This window comes from Streptomyces sp. NPDC047841, from assembly GCF_040704085.1.
In the GTDB taxonomy this organism is placed as follows: Bacteria; Actinomycetota; Actinomycetes; order Streptomycetales; family Streptomycetaceae; genus Streptomyces; species Streptomyces argyrophylli.
The window spans coordinates 1-22,591 of record NZ_JBEYRP010000057.1 but is presented as its reverse complement, the minus strand read 5'-3'; the positions used below and the strand labels follow the sequence as shown (position 1 = coordinate 22,591).

General features: G+C 69.7%; 15 protein-coding genes and 2 pseudogenes. 10 read left to right on the top strand and 7 right to left on the bottom strand.

Annotation, left to right across the window (positions count from 1 at the left end; translation table 11 throughout):
• Positions 1–148: 148 nt before the first annotated feature.
• Positions 149–1,144 (bottom strand): aldo/keto reductase, encoded by a 996-nt coding sequence (locus AB0947_RS41360; protein WP_366755532.1) that lies wholly within the window; start codon positions 1,142–1,144, stop codon positions 149–151.
• 339 nt (positions 1,145–1,483) lie between these two features.
• On the opposite strand from AB0947_RS41360, the gene AB0947_RS41355 reads away from it, so the two are divergent.
• The 3 genes from AB0947_RS41355 (at position 1,484) to AB0947_RS41345 (ending at position 3,965) form a co-directional block, all read left to right on the top strand.
• Positions 1,484–1,774, top strand: a complete 291-nt coding sequence (locus AB0947_RS41355; RefSeq protein WP_366755531.1) for a putative quinol monooxygenase — start codon at positions 1,484–1,486, stop codon at positions 1,772–1,774.
• A 270-nt stretch (positions 1,775–2,044) separates the two neighbouring features.
• On the top strand, positions 2,045–2,920 hold the full coding sequence (locus AB0947_RS41350) for an alpha/beta hydrolase (RefSeq protein WP_366755530.1): 876 nt from the start codon (positions 2,045–2,047) through the stop codon (positions 2,918–2,920).
• A gap of 163 nt (positions 2,921–3,083) precedes the next feature.
• Entirely contained in the window at positions 3,084–3,965 is an 882-nt protein-coding gene (locus AB0947_RS41345) for an alpha/beta hydrolase (protein ID WP_366755529.1), read from the top strand.
• Between the two features lie 265 nt (positions 3,966–4,230).
• Here the strand turns inward: AB0947_RS41345 and AB0947_RS41340 are convergent, their stop codons facing one another.
• Positions 4,231–7,974: an endonuclease/exonuclease/phosphatase family protein gene (locus tag AB0947_RS41340; RefSeq protein WP_366755528.1), complete on the bottom strand. Its 3,744-nt coding sequence runs from the start codon at positions 7,972–7,974 to the stop codon at positions 4,231–4,233.
• A 275-nt stretch (positions 7,975–8,249) separates the two neighbouring features.
• The gene (locus AB0947_RS41335; protein ID WP_366755526.1) at positions 8,250–9,335 is read right to left on the bottom strand and encodes a hypothetical protein; all 1,086 of its coding nucleotides are present in this window, start codon (positions 9,333–9,335) and stop codon (positions 8,250–8,252) included.
• 301 nt (positions 9,336–9,636) lie between these two features.
• Between AB0947_RS41335 and AB0947_RS41330 the strand changes: the two are divergent.
• The 3 genes and pseudogenes from AB0947_RS41330 to AB0947_RS41320 form a co-directional block, all read left to right on the top strand.
• Positions 9,637–9,813 (top strand): annotated as a pseudogene (locus AB0947_RS41330) (lamin tail domain-containing protein); the annotation flags it as partial.
• Positions 9,814–10,353: 540 nt separating this feature from the next.
• Complete coding sequence (locus tag AB0947_RS41325; protein ID WP_366755525.1) at positions 10,354–10,734, top strand: hypothetical protein; 381 nt, start codon at positions 10,354–10,356, stop codon at positions 10,732–10,734.
• A 12-nt stretch (positions 10,735–10,746) separates the two neighbouring features.
• Positions 10,747–11,400 (top strand): DsbA family protein, encoded by a 654-nt coding sequence (locus tag AB0947_RS41320; RefSeq protein WP_366755524.1) that lies wholly within the window; start codon positions 10,747–10,749, stop codon positions 11,398–11,400.
• A 297-nt stretch (positions 11,401–11,697) separates the two neighbouring features.
• On the opposite strand, the gene AB0947_RS41315 is transcribed toward AB0947_RS41320, so the two are convergent.
• Positions 11,698–12,960: an acetamidase/formamidase family protein gene (locus AB0947_RS41315; protein WP_366755523.1), complete on the bottom strand. Its 1,263-nt coding sequence runs from the start codon at positions 12,958–12,960 to the stop codon at positions 11,698–11,700.
• A 590-nt stretch (positions 12,961–13,550) separates the two neighbouring features.
• Between AB0947_RS41315 and AB0947_RS41310 the strand changes: the two genes are divergently transcribed.
• Positions 13,551–13,814 carry a hypothetical protein gene (locus AB0947_RS41310; protein ID WP_366755522.1) on the top strand — a complete coding sequence of 88 codons (264 nt, stop codon included), beginning with the start codon at positions 13,551–13,553 and terminating at the stop codon, positions 13,812–13,814.
• A 137-nt stretch (positions 13,815–13,951) separates the two neighbouring features.
• On the opposite strand, the pseudogene AB0947_RS41305 reads toward AB0947_RS41310, so the two are convergent.
• From AB0947_RS41305 to AB0947_RS41295, 3 genes and pseudogenes are all read right to left on the bottom strand, one after another.
• A pseudogene (locus tag AB0947_RS41305) lies at positions 13,952–14,502 on the bottom strand (GNAT family N-acetyltransferase).
• 328 nt (positions 14,503–14,830) lie between these two features.
• Positions 14,831–16,267 carry an NAD(P)/FAD-dependent oxidoreductase gene (locus tag AB0947_RS41300; protein ID WP_366755520.1) on the bottom strand — a complete coding sequence of 479 codons (1,437 nt, stop codon included), beginning with the start codon at positions 16,265–16,267 and terminating at the stop codon, positions 14,831–14,833.
• A 525-nt stretch (positions 16,268–16,792) separates the two neighbouring features.
• Positions 16,793–17,062 carry a WhiB family transcriptional regulator gene (locus AB0947_RS41295; RefSeq protein WP_366755519.1) on the bottom strand — a complete coding sequence of 90 codons (270 nt, stop codon included), beginning with the start codon at positions 17,060–17,062 and terminating at the stop codon, positions 16,793–16,795.
• 801 nt (positions 17,063–17,863) lie between these two features.
• Between AB0947_RS41295 and AB0947_RS41290 the strand changes: the two genes are divergently transcribed.
• From AB0947_RS41290 to AB0947_RS41280, 3 genes are all read left to right on the top strand, one after another.
• Entirely contained in the window at positions 17,864–20,638 is a 2,775-nt protein-coding gene (locus tag AB0947_RS41290; protein ID WP_366755518.1) for an AAA family ATPase, read from the top strand.
• Between the two features lie 316 nt (positions 20,639–20,954).
• On the top strand, positions 20,955–21,815 hold the full coding sequence (locus AB0947_RS41285; RefSeq protein WP_366755517.1) for a class I SAM-dependent methyltransferase: 861 nt from the start codon (positions 20,955–20,957) through the stop codon (positions 21,813–21,815).
• Positions 21,816–22,115: 300 nt separating this feature from the next.
• Positions 22,116–22,591 (top strand): epoxide hydrolase N-terminal domain-containing protein (locus tag AB0947_RS41280; protein WP_366755516.1); only part of this gene is annotated, 476 nt, incomplete at its 3' end.

Sequence of the window (22,591 nt, the reverse complement as noted above, 5' to 3'; positions counted from 1 at the left end):
CCACGCGATCGCCAACGTTCCCACCACGCAGGACCGCCCCAACTCGGACGTCGAGCTGCAGCGGGTAGAAGTCTTCCGGCAGTAGACCAGGCCACCGTGCTGCTTGGCGCCCCAGCGCGTCAGGCGGCTTCGCTGCGGCAGACACGGGTCACCTGGCTGGGCGATGCAGGGCGAGGTCCGCCTCGCTGAAGCGGCTGGAGGCCAGGTTGGCCTGGTGCCAGTGCGGATAGATCAGGTCGGGTGCGCTGACCTTGTCGAGCCGGTCGATGTCCTCACTGCTCAAGTGCACGTCAACGGCACCTAGATTGTCCGCCAGCTGCTCGTCCTTGCGAGCGCCGACGATCACGGAGGTCACGCCGGGCTTGGCGAGTAGATAGGCCAGGGAGACCTGGGCGGGCGAGGCACCGTGGGCGGAGGCGATGTCGACGACCGTCTCGATGGTGTCGTAGAGCTTGTCCTCGTCCCGTACGGGTGGTTCGGACCACTCGGTGAGATGGCGGCCGTCGCCGGCCTGCTGCCCGCGGCGATACTTTCCCGAGAGCAGCCCTCCGGCGAGCGGGCTCCACACCATGATGCCCAGTCCTTGGTCCAGCGAGAGCGGCACCAGCTCGTACTCGGCGTCGCGTGCTTCCAGTGAGTAGTAGATCTGATTGCTGACGAAGCGCTCATAGCCATGCGCGTCGGCCACGCCAAGCGCCTTCATCAGCTGCCAGCCCGAGTAGTTGGAGACACCCAGGTAGCGGACCTTGCCGGAACGCACCAGGGAGTCGAGGGCTTCCATGGTCTCCTCGAGGGGCGTCAGCCCGTCCCACTCGTGGATGTGGTAGATGTCCAGGTGGTCGGTATTGAGACGGCGCAGGCTGGCCTCGATCTGGTCGAGGATGTGGTGGCGTGACAGTCCCTCGTCGTTGGGGCCGTCACCCATCGCCATACGGACTTTCGAGGAGATCAGCACCTGGTCGCGGCGCCCCGCGATCACCTGACCGAGAATCTCCTCGGCTGCGCCCCTCGAGTACATGTTGGCGGTGTCGACGAGGTTGACGCCGGCGTCGAGGCACATGTCGATCTGGCGCCGGGCACCCGCCAAGTCGGTTTGGCCGACGTTTCCGAAGACGTCGCTACCGCCGAAGGTCATGGTGCCCATGGCCAGCGTAGAAACTCGCAGACCCGACCGGCCGAGTCGCCTGAATTCCATGGTGACCACCCTCCGTCCCTATAGCATGACTACCACGCTTGGGGTGTGCTTGCCTCCCGGGCCTCGCGGCTGCACCAGCGCCGACTGCGGTGCGACACACTGTTTGGTGAGAGCACGGTCCTTCCCGCCGAACTCCCAGTCGTCGCTTCACCTGCTACGTAATCGCCTGACGTGCTTGCTCCAGGTGTCGTCCCCCGGGTTTCCACGTAGAGGCAGAGATACCCCCAGATGCGCGACGAGGCAGTACGACGGAGGATGTCGTGTGACGCCCCTCGACAGGAGGTCGAGATGATCATTTTGAATGTCTTCTTCGACGTGGCTCAGCAGCATGAGGCAGAGTTCCTGAAACTGCTGAACAACATGGTGGTGGAGTCCAACAAGGAAGACGGATGCCACCTGTACCAGCTGTGGCGCAACGACCACGATCCGTACAGCTATGCCCTGATCGAGCACTGGGACTCGCAGGAGCATCTGACCGCGCATGGCAAGACGCCGCACTGGATCCACTTCAACGACACGGTGAATGGCTACTTGAAGTCGGCCTACGACGAGCACCACTACGAAGAGATCCCGCGCTGAGCCGAGTGCCCGCACAATCTCAGCTATGCGGTCCCTGGCTCGAAGAACGGCGTTCAGAGGCGATGGTCCCGACGCCTTCAGCCGCACAGCATCGCGCCGAGCGTCGGCTTCATCGCCCGCTGCCGACGGCCCCCAGCTGACCCGGACCCTAATTCGCGCGCTGTCACCGCCGATTCACAGCGAGAAGCAGGACTTGGGACCGCCGAGACTCCATCACCCAGATCTCAAAGCCTCGAAGCATCCTTACGCTCACTCCTGGAGGCGATCCGCATGCCTTTCTCCCAGCCCATACAGGGTTTCCGGAACTACTACGAACGCTCCGGCAGCGGCACGCCCGTCGTCCTCGTCCACGGCAACCCGGGCGACCACATGGAGTTCTCGCGCGTGGTTCCGCTTCTCGGCGACGACGTCGACGTCCTGACCCCCGACCTGCACGGGTACGGCAAGTCCGACAAGCACTTGGAGAATGTCGGCAACGCCTACTCGCTCACCGGCCAGGTCGACGCCATCATCGCACTCATCGACGACTTGGGCATCAGCAACGCCGTGCTGTGCGGCTACGACGTGGGAAGCTTCACCGTTCAGACCATCGCAATGAAGCGCCCGGACCTGGCGCACTCTCTCGTCATCGCTCCGCCGACGCTGGGGGTCGGGCGGCGGATCCTGGAGGAGAAGGCTGTCAACGCCTTCCTGCACGCCATTCTGTACAAGACCAGGCTGGTCGAGGACTTGATCGACGGGAAGCCTGAAGCCGTGCGTGCCGCTTTGCGGGAGAACCTGGAGAGCTGGTCGCCCCCCGGCTCCCCCGCGGTCGACGTACTCCTCGACCACCTCACTGAGAATCACTCGAAGCCGGGCGAATTCGTCGCCGGCGCGATGTGGTTCCGCTACCCCGAGGGCAACCCCATCACCTTCTACGCCAACGAGACAAAGCCCGCGCCGGAGGACAGGTTCTCAAAGAACCTCACCATCCTGTGGCCTGACAGCGACGCGCTCTTCCCCACGGAATGGAGCGACACGCTCGACGACTACTACAGCGACTACGACCTCCATTTCATGCAGAACACCGGGCACTTCAGCCCCGTCGACTCCCCCGAGACCTGGGCGCAGCACATCCGCAAGCACGTACAGGCCGCCGCGAAGTAGCCGAGCCGGAGGCACGGGCGGTGATCGAGCCATTGACCCTGAGTCGAAAGAGGGGGAGTCCCGTCCAGGTCGCCTTGACCGACGAGTGGTGTGAACGGGGCCGTAGTGGCGGCGGAGACGTAACTTCACCGAGGGAAGTAACATGCCTGATTTTCACCACAATATGTTCGAGCACGAGGGTGTCCGAATCCATTACGTGACCGCTGGTACCTCACCGGGCCAGGGTGGGGACGATCGGACCATCGTGTTGATCCACGGCTGGCCGCAGACCTGGTGGGAGTGGCGTCACATCATAGAGCCGCTACGTTCTGACGGCTGGTTCGTAGTGGCACCGGACGTCCGAGGGGCCGGCGGCTCGTCGAAGCCTGCGGGTGGCTACGACAAGCAGACCATGGCGGGCGATATCAGGGCGTTGTTGCAACACCTCGGCGTGCAGAGTCCGATTACGATCGTCAGCCACGACCTCGGGATGCTGGTGGGCTACGCGTATGCATGCCTATGGCCCGACGAGGTCGCGCGCCTCATGGTCTCGGAGGCACCGATCCCAGGCACCGCCGGATACGAACGCGCCGTGGCGACGAGCAAGTACAGCGAGAACAGAATCTGGCACTTCCACATGCACGGCGCAGCGGACAACGCTGCCGAGATGCTTATCGAGGGCCACGAGTTCCCGTACCTTCGCTCGTTCTACGTCAGGCTGAGCGCGAATCCCGATGCCATCTCGATCGCGGACGCGGAGCGCTACGTCGCCGACTACACGCAGCCCGGAGCGATGCGGGCGGGCATCGAGCTTTTCAGGGCCTTCGAGAAGGACGCGGAAGACAACCAGCGCATCCTGGCAGAGAGGGGAAAACTCACCATGCCCGTGCTGGGGCTGGGAGGTACTGCCAGCTTCTTCCTCCCCATAGCCGAGCAGATGCTCTCGGAGGTCGCCGAGAACGTCACCGTACGAGCGGTCGAAGATTCGGGTCACTGGATGGCCGAAGAGCAACCGGAGAAACTCCTGGAACGCCTGCGCGAATGGTTCCAGGAGACCGGCGGGTAACCGCGGGATGCGACCGTGGGCAACAGAATGAAGGTCAACGCGTACGATGCGATCGTGCCTGATGGGACACGCCCTGTTCAGCGGCACTTTCCCCTGCTGATCACCTCGACCGCAGGAGACGGCCCACGCACGGGCCGCCTCCAGGCCGGGCAGGAATCGACGCGCGGCGGTCCCGCGGGGTCGAGGGTGACTCCGTGCCCGGCCTTTGTCCGGCCGGGCACGGAGTCCACCGGGCCGCGTCAGGTACTCGGTGACGCGGTGGGGATCACTCGGTGACCGGAGTGAAGTCCCACACGTCAGCCGCGTAGTCCGCGCGGTTCCTGACGGTCACCCGGCCGTGCAACGCGCCCCCGGTGAGGTAGATGGGCTCGTCCCGTTCCGCCGGACCCGTGTGGTTGGCCAGCAGCACTCCGTACTGGGCGGGCCGCAGGCACCACAGGAAGCCGTCGGCGTGGGGCACGAACTCGCTCATCGTGACCTGGTTGCCGTCGACGGGTACTCCCGTGTCGTTGGTCGACGCCACGTACCGTCCGTCGTTGGCCAGGTAGAAGCACTCGTCCGAACCGGTCCGTCCCGCGGGGATCGTGGTGAACCTCTCCTCGGGCGCGTCGTCGTCCTCGTCCAGAACCACGGGGAACTCGTTGATCGCGTCGTTCCAGGCGTTGAGGATCCAGGGCAGGCCGTCCTTCGACTTGAGATGGACCTCCCTGCGGCCGCTCAAATCCTCGACGTCCTGCAGGAACCAGCGCTGGCTCGGCGCCTGGTCGTCCGCATCGTGGGCGAAGAGCGCGCCACCCTTGAGATCGGCCGAGAGGTACTGCTTGGTCGCGTAGTTCTCCAGGCTCCAGGTTCCGTCTCCCTGGTAGTGGGGCTTCCACAGCTGATCCAGTGCGGGGCTCTTCCAAAGCACTATCTTGCCGTCCCGCTGGCCGCCTTCTTGCCCCAGGTAGTAGTTGTAGAACTTCGGGTCCTTGGAGAGCAGGTTGAGATAGCCGGGGTGTTCGGAGGACTTCTTCAGGTCGAACAGCAAGTTCGATCCCGGGTTCTTGTAGTCGAACTTCACGTCACCGATGACGTTGCTGCCGGCGCTGGCGAATCCCGCGACGTTGACGGTGTGGGCGCTCATCACGACGACGTTGTTCTGGGGAAGTGGTGGCGCACTCGACGGCGCCGGGGAATCGTCCGGCAGATTGGTGAGGTAGTGCCATACGGGGTAGTGGTCTGAGTCGATGTAGTCGTCAAGCAGTGATGATCCGAAGACGTCGACACCGTTGTTCGCGGGAGTGACCGCGTAATCGAGGACATGGGGTGTGCCCGTCCTGCCCGCTGTGGGATGTGTCGCGGCCGCGGTGGAAGCGGTGTTGTAGACGCCCGCGGGGAGGGCGGTGGCGAGATCGCCCGGATCCCGGTTGTAGTCGCCGGCGGCTATCCAGGGCTGCGACTCATCGCCGCCGGCCCCCAGGTGCTCCATGTGGTGTCGGATGTTCTCCAGCAGTTCGGGAGCGTCCTGGCCCTGGTTGTCCGCTCGCGCGTGGATGGTGAAGTATCCTACGCCGCCCACGCTGATCCCGAGGGCGGGCCGGGAGTAGCCTTGCCCCAGTACCGGGTCGTAGTCCGCCGGCTCGACGACGTGTATGTCCCGGGGGGCGACCGGTGTTCTGCTGGCTATGGCGAGGTTGACCCGGCCGTCATTGGTCGTTCCGCTGTTCGTGTGCAGCCAGTAGATGTATCCCACCGTCCGGCTGCGGGTTCCGAGGAGCCGGTACTCCCGGACCGGCGGATACGTGCCGTCCGGGTGTCGCCAGACGTTCTGCGCGTGGTCTTCGAGGAATTCGAGACGTGATCCTGTCGGCGGGGTTCCGGCCTCCTGGATGAGGACGATGTGAGCCCCCCGAGGTGCCGCATCCTCCATCATGTAGCGCAGATCATCGTACTTATTGTGTCGCCCTCCGTCCGACAGTGCGCCTTGCATGTTCCAGTTGACTATGGCGCGGTCGGTACCCGTACGGGGGTCGAGGTCGCCACCGGTCTTGGTCAGGAACAGGGACGGTCGCTTGCCCACGGCGAGGGGCACGACGCCGTGCCCCACGTAGTCCAGGGTCTCCCGGCCGGTCCAGTCCGGGATCGCCTGCCCGTCCGTCTCCAGCGGCTCGAACTGGGTGGGTGCGTTGCTCTTCGAACCGAACTCGAAGGCGGTCCCGGACTGCGTGCCGTACGGCGCGTACGGTTCGAACGGTCCGCCGGGACTGGTCTGCTTGATCAGGGTGTTGTTGTAGAAGACGTTCTGCGGTCCCGACGAGCCGGACCACTTGACCGCCTTGGGGCCGGCCGCCCACCAGATGGGGTACCAGGTGCCCTGGTCGATTTCGCCGCCCTCACCGCCGCAGTTCGTCTGGCAGTTGGCCGAGCGGTGCTCGTACGGGACCCTGACGGTGTTCTGTTCGAACAGGTTGTTGTGTTCCCACCCGCCGTGCAGGTTCAGGTCGGAGTCGAGGTCGTTGCGGAAGGCGACGTTGCCGCTGGCGGACCACTGGAAGGTGAAGTGCCGCAGGTTGCGGCTGAGGTTGTAGGCCCACAGCGAGTTCCACACGCGGCTGCCGCGCAGGTATCCGTTGCCGCCCTTGCCCTTGTTCCAGGCGCCGTCGAAGCTGTTGCGTTCGATCTGCAGGTTGAGGGCGTCCTCCGTGACGATCGGGTGCGAACCCGTCATGGTCGCCTTCAGCCCGCGTGCCCAGCTGTTGGCGGCCCACTTGTACACGATGCCGTGCATGGCGTACTCGGGGGCCATGTTGCCGTAGTTGTGGACGGCCTGGTCGGCGGTCAGCTGGTAGGTGCCGCCGCCCAGCTTGGGCAGGCCGTTCATGTCCTGGGTGAAGGCGAAGTTCTCGAAGCCCACCCCCTCGACGATGCGCAGCGGGGTGACCTTGCTGGCGTAGGGCTTGTCACCCAGCGCCGCCGAGCCGTCCGAGGTGGAGTCGACCGGCAGGTCCCACTCCAGCGGGCGGTCCAGCGTGACCGTCTTCGCGTCGGCGTCGACCCCGGTGACCTTGAACATCTGCTGGCGCATGTGGAGGTCGTCCATCACGGCCTGGTCGGTGACGCCCTGCTGCTCGTAGAACTTGATGCTGTTGGCCGCGCCCACCCAGACGTATCCGCCGGGTGTGAACTTCGACATAGAAGCGGTCGCCACCAGCTGAACGGTCCTGCTTCCCCGCCGAGCGGCGTACCCCGGGTCGTCGGCCGTGGCCGCCACCTTGACGCCGGAGGCCCAGTGCTGGTTGACCGAGCCTTCGAAGATGTCCTTGCGGTTGGCCGGCGCCGCCGCCCAGTCATCCTTGTACCGGTCGGCGACGTCCCGGGTCTGCACCCGGAACATGCCGCGCCCCGGCCACATCCAGCCGCCGGTTCCTTCGTCGCTGCCGGTACCGGCCTTCATGCTGTCCTGGTCCCAGCGCCCGTTGACCACCGTGTCGTAACGGGTGTTGAGATCCGGCCGGAACACCAGCTTCGTTCCGCCGTCGCCGGAGCCCTGCCCGCGCACGATCAGGAAGCTGGCGTCGACGTAGACCTGGCGGGTCAGATCGATGCGCCCGGACGGCAGGGAGATCAGCGAGAGCTGATCGTAGCTGGCGGACGGCGAGCACTGGCTCTTGATGTCGTCGATCGCCTTCTGCAGCCCGGTGGTGTCGTCGGCCCCGTCGTCCGCTCTCACTCCGTACTGGGACGACAGTTGTTCCGGAGAGATGCGGCAGGACGCGTCGTCGGTCACCTCCCCGTTGCCGGGCAGCGACGCGCCGCCCCGGTAGCCCACGCGCGACCAGTCCGGCAGGCCGGGGGCCGAGGTGGTTCGGTTGGCGCTGGAGAGATCCGGTCCGTCAGCGTCAGGGCCGGCTGTCACCGTTGCGGCCGTCGCCGAGGCGGTCGTCGACGGGCCGGAGGCGAACGCCGGCAAGGAGATGGACAGCAGCAGGCCGGACAACAGCGCTGCCGTGGGTCTGAAATGTCTCACACGAGCTCATTTCTGCGTCAATGTGTGATGTTGATGGCGATGTCGAGTCACTCCGGTGCGCGACGTGTCCCGTCACTCGGCACCGCTGCCCGAACTGCGGTTCTGCGCGATCGCGTTGCTGTCGGCGGTTCGTGCCGTACGCCGAAGCGCGACCGGTCCTGACACCGACGCCCGGCGTCGGTGTCAGGACCGGGATGTTCACGCGGCAGTCGAGGTCATGGTGCTTCCCGCCGCCGGCGGCAACCGGTGTGGGGTCACCACGACCGGTGTGACCACTAGGGTGCCGGGGGCGTGGGCAGACCGCGGAAGTCGGCGGCCTGCTTCCACACCACTCCGGTGGTGCCGCCGCCGGAGCCGGTGATGATGTCGTAGACGAGGGGTCCGCTGCTCTGGGCGAGCGGGGCGACGTTGGTCCAGCCGTAGCCGGAGTCCTTGAAGTTGCCCAGGACGTCGCCGTGCCGATTGATCTCGTAGTTGCCGATCGTCCCGTCGTAGTCCCGGAAGGTGATGACCCCGTAGCCGTTGTCGGTGAGGGCGACAGAGGGGGTACTGGTCGTGTACGGCCCGACCTTCTTCGGGTTGGTCCAGGTGGAGGAGCCGTACTGCTGCCGCGCCATGTACACGTTGAAGTCGGTGCCCTCGAAGGCGAGGACGACCTGGTTCCACGGAGCCGGGTCATTGCCGTCGTTCACCTGGGCGGCGAGTGACGGCGCGTCCTGGCTGCGGGCATTGGGAACCGCCTGCGGAGCGTTGAACGTCGTGGTCGCGGCGTCGTAGTACATCGTCCAGACGTCGTCGGTGGTCTGGCTGTTCCAGGCAAGCATGTACGAGTTGCCGGGGAGCGCCGCGGCCGCCACGGGCTGGTTGGTGTTGGTGCGGGCGTCGTTGGGGACCTGCGTGGCGTTGGGCAGTGTCCCGGGCAGCTGGTAGCTGGTGGTCAGCTGGATGCGGTGCTGGTAGATGTGGCCGTCCTTGCCGGTGTGGAAGATCCGGAAGTTACCTCGGCCCCCGTCGTTGGTCCAGATCACCGTCGGGGCGGCATACGTCTGCGCGTGATCGGTGGACCCGGCCGTCGCCGGCAACGGGTAGGCAGGCCCGTTGTTCAGCGAGATCCAGATGTTGTCGTTGTCCGAGCCGCGCCAGGCGTGCAGGACGTTGCTGAGGTTGTCCCGCGCCTCCCCCTCGGTGCTGCTGCTCCTTATCTGCCCGCCCGAGTACGTCACCGGCTGCCATCCGGTACCGGCACCGGGAAGGTCGGCGAGGGCAGGGCTCGCCACTCCGAGAACAGCAGCGGCAGCAGCGAGGACCGGCGCCGCACGCCGGATCGTCTTCGCCTTGTTGAACACTTCTACTCCACTCATCGTTCGTACGAGAGACACGTCGCGATCGCCGCGTAATCCCACGCAATGTCGGGGCGCTGGCGCACATCAGCCAGGCAGGACAACGTCCACCCCCTGTGGCGCACATGTGTGTTGCGCAGATAGTGGAGGTGGGTGTTTGCCAGCAGAAACTTTAAACATGATTGATGCGTCAAGCAAACCGGTCACGCCTGCTTGGTTCACATCGCGCGGAACGTACGTCCCATCGCAACCGCAAGCGCGGGGCTTCCCCGACAACACATCCAGGCCGACGTGCGACGCCAGGCGGAGAGCCGCAGGAAACCGGTCACACCTGTACCGGGACCGGCGGGCGTATGTGTGGGACAACCTCTCCGACACCGCGACCCTGCGCAACGACCGCGACCGGTTCGTCGACGAGGTCTCCTGGGGCCACCACCGCGACCACCGTGGCGACGACCGGCGGCACGGCGGTGACCACCGCGACGGACACCGCTACTGACCTCACGCGGCGGTAGCTGACGCCGGCCCATGAGCCGGGCGTATCCAGGGTGGTCGCCTCGTGCGGGGGCGGCCAGCCGGCCGAAGGCCTCGCAGCGCGTAGGCCAGGGGCCTGTGCACTGCCCCGGTGCGGTCCATGAGTCGCCGGGCGGCCGGGGAATGACCGGCGGGCCGGTGTGGTTGAAGGGGGCGTGGTAGCGAAGGGGACAGTGTCCCCGGGCCTCACTTACCGCCTGCGGGGACGATCGTTCGGCTGAAGCCCCGCAGAGCCTTTCGCCGCGTAGGCGACCGCCCTTCACGACCACACGCATCACGGGTTCAGCCGCCGGCCGCACGGCACGGCGCCGCGGTGGTCTCGTCCGGCGAGACCCGCCGAGGAATATGGAGCCGTTTGCCGGTGAACTGGTGGTGAGAGGGCTCCGCGAGGCCGGCGTCGACATACGACCGGCTACCGAGGTCGCCCCTGTACGCCGCGAGGGCGGGGGCATGGCCCGGTACGGATCACCCTGGCCGACGGGGCGGAGCTGACGCGGACGAGATCGTGTTCGCCACCGGCCGCGCGCCGCGAACGGCGGACGTCGGCCGGGAGGCCGCCGGGCTGACGCCCGGCGCCTGGCTCACCGCGGCCGACGCCGGCCGGGTGACCGCTGTGGCCGACGGCTGGATCTGCGCCGTCGGCCACGTCAACGGGGGCGCGCCGATGACCCACCTGGGCGTCGGCCGTCCGGCGGGCGCCCATCAGTACGCCGAGGACTGCCGGGGCCGGGCCCGCATGCCGATCGACGCGGCGGACGGCGCCGTGGCCTGGCGCGCCGCCCTCGTCTCCAGCTCCAGCGGTGCGCTCGCACGCCGGCGCGACCCGGGTGTCCTGACCACCGCGCGCTACGTCCGTCCGTGGCACAATAGGCGACCGGTCTATTAAAGGAGTCTCCCCGTGCGCACACCGACCTCCCATGAGTCAACGACGCCTGTCGACTTCTGGTTCGACCCCGTCTGCCCGTGGACGTGGCTCACCTCGCGCTGGATGCTGGAGGTCGCCAGGAGCCGGTCCGTGGAGGTGTCCTGGCACGTCATGAGCCTGGCGGTGCTCAACGAGAACAGGCTGGACGAGCTGCCCGAGCGCATCCGGGTGCTGATGGGCGAGGCGTGGGCGCCGGTGCGGGTTCTGACCGCCGCCGCCCAGCTGCACGGCCCCGAGACCCTGGAGCCGCTGTACACGGCCCTCGGGGAGCGCTACCACCTGCGGCAGCAGCCCAAGAACCGGGCCACGCTGGAAGACGCCCTGCGGGAGGCCGGCCTGCCCGTGGATCTCGCCGACGCCGGCGACACCGACCGCTTCGACGAGGACCTGCGGGCCTCCCACCACCGGGGGATGGCCCTGGTAGGCCAGGACGTCGGCAGCCCGGTCATCGCCGTCCCCGGCCAGGACGCGGGCGGCGACCCCATCGCCTTCTTCGGCCCCGTGGTGAACCCGGCACCGAAGGGCGAGGAGGCGGCCAGGCTGTGGGACGGCGTGCTCGCCGTCGCCTCCACGCCGGGCTTCTACGAGATCAAGCGCACGCGCACCAGCCCGCCGGACTTCGGCTGAGCGAACCGCCCACAGCCGGTCCGAGTACGGCCTGGCCGCCCGGGCCCGGTCCGAGGGTCCGTGTCGGCGTTCCCCCCGGTGTGCCCTCCGCCCGCGTGGCCGGGTGCCGGGGGAACCGACGTCCCGGTACCAGGGCGGCGGACCGGTCGGGAAGGTGGTGACACACCGTCAAGTCGCGTTGTCGCCGGGGTCTCGAGCGAGACACGTGTCTCATCGGTCCTGCCGAACCTCCGGCTCTCCCCCCTCGACGCGATGAGGCAGGAATTCGGGGACCGCACAGAAGGCAGGGAGCGGCAGTCAGCCGAAGATGCCGCGGGGCAGGGTCATCGACACGAGCCACTTGGGCAGGTCGACCGTCTCGTTGATCTTCAGGTCACCGGCCACACTGCACAGGGCGTACGCCTCGTGCAGGCTCACCTGCTGGTCGTTCACCAGCCAGTCGATCATCTCCCGGACGGCAGTCTTGGCGTTCTCCATCAGATCCGGTCCCGTGCCCACGGTCTGGTAGTACCCCCGCCGCAGCATCTCCGCGGGCATGGTCAGTTGAGTGGGGTCCGCCGCGGGAACGATGGCCCGCGAGGAGGCGATCACGGTGTTCTTCACCAGGCCGAAGCGCAGCGTGACGGCCATGAGCGTTTCGACGGCCGTCCCCGTCACCTCCCCGTCGCCCTGCGCCATGTGCCCGTCCCCGGCGGAGAACATGGCTCCCGGCACGTACACGGGGAATTGGACCCGGGCTCCTTTGACGAGCTGTCGGATGTCGGTGTTCCCGCCCATCGCCCCGCTGACGTCCGGCGGGAAGGTGCGGTACATGCCCCTGTGCAGCGGGGCCACTCCGAGGATGCCCATGAACGGGGCGACGGGGATGTGGGCCGTCTTGCCCGTGTCGACGCCGGTGAACGAGGCGAGGCCGTCGCTCTGGCCCCGCTCGAACGCGAAGGTCTGCAGGAAGGGGGCCCCGCTGTTGTAGGCCTGGTCCTCGGGTATGGCCCCGGCTGCCGGGCCCGGGGTGGGGTCGCTCACCTGCGAGGCCTCGCTCCAGGAGGCGAACGGAGCCAGCGCCTCCGGACGAAGGGAACCGAACAGGCCGAGGGCGGGGCTGATGGCAACGTAGCCGAAGTCCACCAGGGGGCCGACGTCCAGGATCTCCACCTCGAGGATGTCGCCGGGCTCGGCGCCCACGATCTCCACCGGCCCCGTCAGCGGATGCACCAGACCCAGGTCGATGGTGAGGGTCCCGTCGGGCGTCATCGTCCGTGCCGCCTCACCGATGTCCAGCGCGTCCCGGCACAGCAACTGGACCACTTCGCCGGGCCGTACGGTGGCCACCGGCGGCAGGTCCCTGTTCCAGCGGTTGTGCAGCACCCTGCCGTACCCGTCCACGACCGTCTGCCCGCCTGGCCCCGCCGTCACGTCAGGAGTGCCGGAGCCGGCGACGTCCATGCCGCCGATGCCCTCCTCACCGGCGGCCAGGCGGGACAGCGCGTCCGCGCCCGGCCCGGCGGATGCCTGGTGCCGCAGGCTGCCGTCCGGCATGGTTCCGGAGTGGACGAAGCACATGGTGATACCTCCCGCGATGCCGCGCCTGCCGTACCCGGTGCGCCGGGCCCCGGGAACGGATCCGCCGGCGGGTGACGAGCCGCCGGCCCGCGGGAGTCGAGCCCTGTCACCACCTGGTGCCGTTTGATGGGGTCTGGACGGTCCGCACACGACCGTGTGCGGGCGCGTTGTGCCCGCGGGCTCTCCCAGCAGGTTCACTCACTTCGAGCGCGTCGGCAAGCGGGGCGCGGGAGCCGACGGTCCCGCGCGTTCCGCCACCCCCGAGCTGCGCACCCCTGCCGGCCGGGAGTTGCAGTTCGCGACCAACCACCTGGGCCACTTCGCCCTGACCACGGGCCTTCACGACGCACTCGCGGCGGCGCGCGACGCCCGGGTGGTCGTCGTCAGCTCGGTCGGGCATGTCAACGGCCCCGTCCGCTTCGACGACCCCGACTTCACCAAGGAGCCGTACGACCCGTGGCTGGCGTACGCCCAGTCCAAGACGGCTAACATCCTCTTCGCCGTGGAGGCCGCGCAGCGGGGGGCCGCCGATGGAATCGCCGTCAACGCACAACCTCGGGTGCGTTTGGGAGACGGGCCTCGGCTGCCACATGGACGCACCGCCCGCCTCCTTCGATCCGTCGGGCACCTCCGGCGTTTCCGAGAAGAACATCGCCCAGGGCGCCGCGACCTCGGTCCTGCTGGCGGCGTCTCCCTTGGTCGACGGCGTCACCGGCCGGTACTTCGAGGACTGCCAGGAAGCCGCGCCGCACACCCCCGGGGTGCGCCGCGGTGTCGCCGCCCACGCCATCGACCCCGACAGTGCCCGCAAGCTCTGGGACCTGTCGATACGACTGACCACCCGTGACCGGTGAGTCCGGCCCCCTGGTCGGTCACGCCCGTCGCCTTCTGGCCACCGGCATCGACCGCTACGACCGAGACCGCGTCCTGGACGCGACGTCGATGCGTGCCTGATCGGGTCCACCGCCTGCTGCATACCCGCGGGCACGAGCTACGACCCGGCTGCGGGCGGAGTGAGTGGGGGCCGCAAGCCCAGCCACTGTTCGGCGTCCCAGGCGTGGAACCGCTCCACCTCGGTGAACCCCAGCTTCGCCGCGAGGCGCACCGAGCCGTCGTTGGCGGTCTGGGTGTGGAGCACTACCGGCTCGCCGGGAAGGATGCCGTCGAACCAGGCGAGTGCCGCCGCACAGGCCTCGGTGGCATACCCGGACCCCCACGCATGCGGCAGGAACAGGTAGCCGAGATCCACCTTCCCCGCAGCGGCCGGGCGACCGTGCTGCGGTGCTCTCCTGCGCACGATCTGGCCGATCATCGCCCCGTCCAGCTCGAGACGACGAAACTTCCGGCCCGCCGCCCGGGTACGCCGGGCATCTCGCGTTCGAGCTCGTCACGCGGCCGGGGGCCGCCGAGGTAGGTGTGCACCTCGGGCGAGGCGTACAGCTCGATGAACGCCGCTCGGTCCCGGGCCTCGGGCTCACGGAGCACGAGCCGCTCGGTCCGGATCGGGGCAGGCGGCCAGGCGACGGGTCCGAGTTCACTCACACCGGCCAGCCAATCAGCAGGCGCGGCAACGATCAAGGCCCGCGCCCGGCGCCACAGGCAGCGGCGGTCCGTGAGGTACGCCCGGGTGGAGCAGGAAGGCCAGGAGCCCGGGAACCTGCCGGCCACCGCCGACTGATGTCGGCCGCAGCCGTGCTCCGGTCGCCGCCCCGTCGTCCAGGCGGCCGTGTGTGACGCCATGGAGACCTGCCTCACCGTTTCCGAAACGGTGAGACACGCCGCTCGGCATCCCGGCAAGGACGGGTCTCAGGCACCCCCGTCCTTCCGGGAACGGCTCACGCGTGGCCCGTGCGGCATTCCGCGGGGGGCGTCAGCCTCGGTACGTCTCCAACAGGCGCAGCCACACCTCGCTGATGGTGGGGAAGGCGGGCACAGCATGCCACAGACGGTCGACGGGCACCTCGCCGGTGACGGCGATAGTGGCCGAGTGCAGGAGTTCGGCGACGCCCGGTCCGGCGAAGGTGGCTCCGACGACGGTTCCCCGGTCACGGTCGATCAGGATGCGGGCCGTCCCCCGGTAGTCGGGGCGGTACTGCACGGCGCCGGCGAGAGAGCCGATCTCGTAGTCGACGACGTCGACCGCACGGCCGGTGCGCTCCGCCTCGCGCGTGGTCAGGCCGACGGCGGCGATCTCGGGATCCGTGAACACGACCTGCGGGACGGCTTCGGTGTCGGCCGTACTGCTGTGCGGGGCCCACCGTCCGGTGTCGAGCGCGGCCTCGCGGGCCCTGGCCGCGATCACCGCCCCGGCGATCCGGGCCTGGTACTTGCCCTGATGGGTCAGCAGCGCCCGATGGTTGATGTCGCCCGCGGCATAGAGCCAGTTCCCCGGGACGGAGGTGACCGTCAGGGTGTCGTCGGTGGTGAGCCAGTCGCCGGGCGTGAGCCCGACGGTTTCCAGCCCGATGTGTACGGAATGCGGAGTCCGCCCGATGGCGAAGAGGATCTCGTCGGCGACGAGTTCGCCGCCGTCCGACAGGGTGATGCGGACCGTGCCGTCAGCGGCCCGCTCGGCGGCCGAGACCGTGGTGTGGAAACGCAGGTCGGCTCCGCCCGCACGGAGGCCGTCGGCGACGAGTTCGCCCGCGAAGGCCTCCATGTGAGGCAGCAGTCCCGCACCCCTGACGAGCAGGGTGACCTCGCTGCCCAGCGCCTGCCAGGCGGTCGCCATCTCCGCGCCGACCACCCCGCCGCCGACGACGGCCAGACGCCGGGGCGGTCGCTCGGCGCTGGTTGCCTCCCGGTTGGTCCAGGGGCGCAGGGCGTCGATCCCGGGCAGGTCGGGGAGGGCCGCACGGGTGCCGGTGCACACCGCGACGGCGTGCCGCGCCCGCAGCCGGACGGTTTCACCGTCCGGCGTCGTCACGACCACCTTGCGGGGGCCGTCCAGACGCCCATGGCCGCGCCGCAGATCGACCCCGGCCGACTTGAGCCATTCAACCTGATCGTCGTCCGTCCAGTTGTTGGTGATGCGGTCCCGGTGCGCCAGTACGGCCTCGGTGTCCAGCCGGCCGCCGACGGCCGGGGCCAGGCCGGGAAGGTGCTCGGCGTCGGCGCGAGCCAGCACGGGACGCAGCAGTGCCTTGCTGGGTTCGCAGGCCCAGAACGAGCACTCGCCCCCGATCAGTTCGTTCTCCACGATGAGGGTGCTCAGACCCGCGGCGGCGGTACCGCCCGCGACGTTCTCGCCGGCCGGGCCGGCGCCGATCACGATGACGTCGTAAGTGTGGGTGTTCTCGGTCGGCATGTGTTCTCCGGTGGAAGGAGTTCCGGCGGGGGCGGTGGCGGTCCCGGCCGCTTCGGTGGGACGGGGCGGGATCAGGAGGGCCGACGGGCGGCGGAGTGGGACGGGCTTCGCTGACCTCACTGTCGTCAGAGGGCGCACCACCCGGCATACGTGCGCGTTCGCTCCAGGCGGGTCGCCGAGTTCTTCACAGGTGTCGGCTGCCTGGGTGAGTGGCGGGCCGGCGGTGAGGGCGCCTTCGACCGGCTGTCGCGCCTGCCCGGGACCGAAGGCGTGGGCCGCTGCCGTGTGGGCCCGGCCGCCTGGGCCAGTGAGGTCGCGGCGAGCCGGTCCGAGCGGTCGCGACGGCCGGCGACGAGCTTTTTGGCTCCTACCACGACCCCTGCGCACCGCCACGCCCGGGATCGCGCCGGCGACGGCGATCCCGTCCGCTGGGGTGGTCAACCGCCGCTGAACGGTCCGTCGCCCGATACGCCGTCCGCGGGTGTGGAACGACGGGCGGGACAGGGGAAAGGGCCGGTCCCGTTGTCAATGGTTGCGATCGCCTTCGGACAGACCGCCCCACACGCCGTAGCGGTCCTGCGTCTCCAGCGCCATGCGCGCACAATCCTGCCGGACGGGGCAGCTCTCGCATATACGGCGTGCCCGCGCCTCCCGCGCCCGCCGACGTTGACCGCGCTCACCCGGCGGGGCGTAGAAGATCGAGCTGTCCATACCGCGACAAGCGGCGAAGCGCTGCCAGTCCCACAGTTCGCCTACGGGGCTGAGCCTGAGTGTGTGGCTGCGCGGTCTGGGCATGAGCCTGCCTCCCGAACGGTTGCACGGTGCTGTCCAAGTGAGAGTGCGCCGTGGGCGTACGCCTTACATCCGTCGTCTGACTTATGGTGCGTCCAGACGCCTCACGTGGAGACGGGGCGACGGATCTGGCGGCGCGACGGCGGCGGGCGGACCGGCGTCGGATGCGGCGGCGTGCGTCCTCGACGAAGCGGGATGCCGGGGCCGCGGCGCCTGATGCCCTGGCGACAACCACCCCGCCGTCCGGATGTTCCACGTCGCCTCTCGTCGCGCCGCAAGCGTTGTTCGGCGGGCCGCCGCCCGGATCGTCCGGCATGGCGCGTGCTCCGGGGCCGACCGCCGCCTTCCCGGGCCGCCCGGGCGAGGCGGGCCTTCGGCACCGGAGCGGGGAGGGGCAGCGAGCGGATACGGTCCGTGTCCCCGGGGGCGCGCGACTTACTTAACCCGGAGGGTCGACCGGACGGGTTCGAGCGCCCCGCTTTCACCGCCAAGTGACGGATGATGTCGTGCCGTACACGTGGAGAGGATGGGCCCGCGCAGGTTCTCCGAGCAGCCGTCGAACGCGTCACGTCCGTGGAGTCGCCGCCTTGAGCGGTCAGGCCCGCAGCCGGGGACGCACAGCGGCGGCGGACAGGCCCCTGTTCACCTCGGCGCCCCGGCACACGCGGGGCGGCACGTCGGGAACGAAGGACTTCACATGATCGACAGTCGTATCCTCGACAGCGCGACGCATCCCGGCGTCTCGCGACAAGCCCTCGTGACGGGAGCGGACCGGGTGCCGATCGCCGGGGGGAGCGGACGACGGTGACGCATACCCTGGGTGAGACGGCTCCCGGCCGGAAGGACGACCTACTCGGCCGGCGCGACGAATGTGCTGTTCTCGACGGGATGATCGGTGCCGTGCGCGGGGGACGGAGCCACGCACTCGTCGTGCACGGTGAAACCGGCGTCGGGAAGTCGGCGCTTCTCGGCCGTGCGGCGCAGTCGGCCACCGGTCTGCGGGTGTTGCGCGCGATCGGCATCGAGTCCGAGTCCGAACTCGCCTTCGCCACGCTGCACCAGTTGTGCGTGCCGCTGCTGGACCGTCTGGGCGGACTTCCCGCACCGCAACAGGCCGCGCTCGAGCGGGCGTTCGGTATGCGAGACGGCGGCGTGCCGGAACGCCTCCCGGTCGCACTGGCCGTACTCGGTCTGCTGACGCCCGCGGCGCGGGAATGCCCGCTGCTCTGCGTGGTCGACGACGGGCACTGGATGGACCGGGCCTCGGCGCAGGTCCTCGGTCTCGTCGCCCGTCGTCTGCCGCCGGAGTCGACCGGCCTCGTCTTCGGAGTGCGCAAGCCGGCCCAGGAACTGCTCGGCCTGCCGGAGCTGGAGATCCACGGGATCCCCGACGCCGATGCCCGCGCCCTGCTGGACTCGGTCACCCATTCCCGGCTCGACTCGCACATCCGCGACCGGATCGTCGGCGAGGCCAGGGGTAACCCCCGCACCCTGCTGGACCTGCCCCGCGGACTGACCGCCACCGAGTTGGCCGGAGGGCTCGGTCTGCTGCACGCCGCCGTGCCCGCGGACCGGATCGGACGGCGTGTCCTGTGCCGGATCGAGGACCTGCCCGAGGAGGCGCGGCTGCTGGTGCTGATCGCCGCCGCCGAGCCGGTCGGCGACCCGGCCCTGGTGTGGCGGGCCGCCGGCCGGGTCGGCGTGACGCCCGTGGCAGCCCTCACCCCCGGTCTGGACGAGCTTGTGTCGTTCGGCGTCAGGGTGACCTTCCGCGACCCGCTCATCCGCCCCGCCGTGTACCGCTCGGCGACGGAGCACGACCGGCAGACGGCACACCTTGCGCTGGCGGAGGTCGCCGACCCGCTGGTCGATCCGGACCGTCGTGCCTGGCACTTCGCCGCGGCGGCGGCCCGGCCCGACGAGTCCGTCGCGGCCGGCCTCGTCCGCTCTGCCCGCCGCGCGCGGACACGTGGCGGGCTGGCCTGCGCGGCGGCGTTCCTGCGGCGGTCGGTGGAGCTGACCGCCGACCCCTCACGGCGCGTGGACCGGGCCATCGCCGCGGCGGAATCCTCCCTGCGAGCGGGCGATCTCGACACGGCCCGCACCTGCGCCGGCATCGCGGACCGCGACGCGCGGGACGACCTCCAGCGCGCGCGGACGCAGCTCCTGCGGAGCCGGCTGGATCCGGCGGCCGGCCGCGAGGGGAACCACGCATCGTCGCTGCTGGCGTCCGCCCGGCGGCTGGAGCCGTGGGACGAGGATCTCGCGCGCCAGGCGTGCCTGCTCGCATGGGGCACCTCGGCACTGGTGGCGGCGGACTCCGACGGCCTCATGGCCGCCTCCCGCGCGATGCGGGCGCTGCCGCCCACGACGCGGACCTCATCGCCCCTCGACCTCGTGACGGAGGGGTGCGCGCTGCTCGTCATCGACGGTCATGCGGCCGCCGCGCCGGTACTGCGGCGGGCGGCGGCCGCCCTCGCCGAGCTGCCGGCACACGACGTTCCGGTGTGGAGCTGGGTGGCCGGCGGCGTCGCCGCCGCGGTCTGGGACGACCGGGCCATGACCGCCGTGTCCGGCCGGACGGCCGAGGCGGTGCGCGCCGCAGGTGCCCTGACCGAACTCCCGCTGTGCCTGTTCTGGTCGGGTCTGGCCGCCACGTGGACCGGTGACTTCGCCGCTGCCGAGGCGATCGGCCACGAGCTGGCCCGCGTCGCCGCGACGACCGGACGGCCGGCCCCGCCGCACGTCGGACTGCGGCTCGGTGCCCTGCGCGGCCGCGAGCCCGAGGCCGAACCGCTCATCGCGGCCGCGCTGGAGGACGACGCGGGAACCCCGTCCATGCGCGGCACGGTCGCCCACTGGGCTGCCGCGGTTCTCTACAACGGACTCGCCCGCTATGAACGTGCCCTGCCGGCGGCTCGGGCCGCGAGCGGGACGGGCGAAGTCTGGGTGTCGATGTGGGTCTTGCCCGAACTCGTCGAGGCCGCGGTGCGCAGCGGTGACGAGCGGGCCGCGCGGGATGCCGTCGAACGCCTGGCGCGGGCGACGAAACCGTACGACACCGACTGGGCCCGCGGGGTCCTGGCCCGTAGCCGGGCGCTGCTGAGCGAGGAGGCGTCGGCGGACCGGCTGTACCGCGAGGCGATCGACCGGCTGGGCCGGACCGGGCTGCGTCCCGAACTCGCGCGGGCCCACCTGCTCTACGGCGAGTGGCTGCGCCGCGAGCGTCAGCGGATCGAGGCCCGTAAGCAGCTGCGTACGGCGCACGGCATGTTCGTGTCGACCGGTATGGAGGCGTTCGCCGAGCGGACCCGCCGCGAACTGCTCGCCACGGGCGAGACCATCCGCAGACACGGGGCCGATGCCTCGTGGCGCGGTGCGCTGACACCGCAGGAGAAGCAGATCGTGCTGCTGGTACAGGACGGTCTCTCCAACCCGGAGATCGCCGCGCAGCTGTTCCTCAGTCCGCGGACGGTGGAGTGGCACCTGGGCAAGGTGTTCACCAAGCTGTCCATCACCTCGCGGCGGGAGTTGCGGAACATCCCGCCGGGCGCCGGGCTGGGGAGGATCGCGGGATGACGGGCCACCCGCGGTTCGCACGGCACCGCCCCTCCGGCCGGTACGCCGCCGGTACGGGCCGCCTCCGGCGGTGCGGGGCTTCCTGCGGACGGGAACGGTTCGTCGCCCGTTCACGACGACTGCGGGCCGTGCGGGGCACCTGCGGACTGTGCGCCCGGGGCGACGCCTGGGCCCCCAGGCCGGAGCCGGACGTCCGGTACCGGCGCCGGGGCCGGTACCGGGACCGCCCGACCGCCCGGGGGAACGACACCGCGTGCGGTCCGACGTGAGGACGTGCGCCCTGCGAGGTCACCCATGAAGAGACGCAGGAAACGTCATGAACCGCTCCGAATACGCCGACGGAGTCCTCGGGCAGGACCAGCGGGGAGAACGGGAACGGCTGGCGCTGCTGGAGGCCACGTGCGACCCGACGACATGGGAGGTCATCAGCGGCCTCCCGCTTTCCGGCAACGCGTCGTGCGCGGTCATCGGTGCCGGAAACGGCCGGATCGTGCGCCGCCTGGCACAGCGGTTCCCGGCCGGCCGTATCACGGCCACCGACACCGACACCCGCCTCCTCGACGCGCAGGAATGGCCTTCGCAGGTGACGATCAGCCGCCACGACGTCACCCGCGACGACCTGACACCCGCCGACCGGGACCTCGTCCACGCCCGCGCGGTGCTCACCCACCTGCCGGACCCCGGCGGGCTCGTGCGGCGGATGGCTTCGTGGCTGACCCCGGGCCGGGGCTGGCTCGTGGTGGAGGACCCCACCTACCTCGGCCCTGTGCTGTCCGGCCGATCCGAATGGGCGGCGCTCCTGCGCAACTGCGAGGAACTCCTCGCGCGAAGCGTGGGTACGGACAGTATCTGGGCCGGCCGTATCCCGGTGGCCATGGCAGCAGCGGGACTGACGGACGTCCGGGTGACCGTCCGCGTCGCGACCGTCGGCGACGGCGGAGTCGAGGACAGGTTCTGGCGGGCCAACTTCCGGCAGGCCAAGACGGCTCTGGTGACCCACGGCCTGATGACCGAGGAGGAGGTCGAACGCGGCATGGGCTGCCTGGACGACCCGGCCTTCCGCGACATGACCTGGACCATGATCTCGTGCGCGGCGACCATCGACGGGAAGCGGGGATTCCGGTTGCTAACCGCGGACCGGAGTATTTCGATGAACGTATGCCACTCACACGTGTGAATCGCCTTGGGGCCGAGATGCCGAGCCTTCTCTAGGGCGCCTTCGGCGGGCAGGCACGAGCCCTGAGAGGGCTCGTGAACTCGTTTCGCCCGCCCAGGATGCGACCCGTCGGCCTCCCTGTCCCGGCAGGGAGGCCGTGGGTACGGCACTCGAACTCCACCTCCTCGTCGTTTCCGCGCTGTTGAGCGTCGTGCGTTGGCGCCGCCGGGCGGTGCGCCCGGGCCCGCGCCCGGCCGGCCCGCCTCCTTCCGGCCGCGACGCGAGCCGTCATCCGATCACCGAAGAGACAAGGGGTCCTCCATGGACATGACCGAAGACACCAGCCCCATCCGTACCGGCCGCCGCAGGTTCCTGGGTCTCGCCGCGGGTGTCGCCGTCGCCACCCAACTCGGCCTACCCGGCGAGGTGGAGGCGGTCGCTGACACATCGTCACCGTCCGCTGCCGCACCGACGACCGACACCTATCGACGGCCCACACAGTCGGTCCCCGGGGTCCGGCCCTTCCGCATCAAGGTCCCGCAGCGGGAGATCAGTGAGCTGCGGCGGCGGGTGCGGGCGACGCGCTGGCCGGACCGGGAGACCGTCGGCGACCGCTCCCAGGGCGCCCAGCTGGGGAAGGTCCGCCCGCTGGTCGAGTACTGGGGTACCCGCTACGACTGGCGCAAGGTCGAGGCGAGGCTCAACGCGCTGCCCCAGTTCATCACCGAGATCGACGGGGTGGACATCCAGTTCGCGCACATCCGCTCGCCGCACGCCGACGCTCTGCCGATGCTGAT

Bases quoted from the DNA above. Each gene is read 5' to 3' on its own strand.
- AB0947_RS41335 (WP_366755526.1), bottom strand. From the start codon at position 9,335: ATGAGTGGAGTAGAAGTGTTCAACAAGGCGAAGACGATCCGGCGTGCG.
- AB0947_RS41315 (WP_366755523.1), bottom strand. From the start codon at position 12,960: ATGTGCTTCGTCCACTCCGGAACCATGCCGGACGGCAGCCTGCGGCAC.
- AB0947_RS41355 (WP_366755531.1), top strand. From the start codon at position 1,484: ATGATCATTTTGAATGTCTTCTTCGACGTGGCTCAGCAGCATGAGGCA.
- AB0947_RS41285 (WP_366755517.1), top strand. From the start codon at position 20,955: ATGAACCGCTCCGAATACGCCGACGGAGTCCTCGGGCAGGACCAGCGG.
- AB0947_RS41345 (WP_366755529.1), top strand. From the start codon at position 3,084: ATGTTCGAGCACGAGGGTGTCCGAATCCATTACGTGACCGCTGGTACC.
- AB0947_RS41360 (WP_366755532.1), bottom strand. From the start codon at position 1,144: ATGGGCACCATGACCTTCGGCGGTAGCGACGTCTTCGGAAACGTCGGC.
- AB0947_RS41350 (WP_366755530.1), top strand. From the start codon at position 2,045: ATGCCTTTCTCCCAGCCCATACAGGGTTTCCGGAACTACTACGAACGC.
- AB0947_RS41295 (WP_366755519.1), bottom strand. From the start codon at position 17,062: ATGCCCAGACCGCGCAGCCACACACTCAGGCTCAGCCCCGTAGGCGAA.
- AB0947_RS41310 (WP_366755522.1), top strand. From the start codon at position 13,551: ATGGACGCACCGCCCGCCTCCTTCGATCCGTCGGGCACCTCCGGCGTT.
- AB0947_RS41300 (WP_366755520.1), bottom strand. From the start codon at position 16,267: ATGCCGACCGAGAACACCCACACTTACGACGTCATCGTGATCGGCGCC.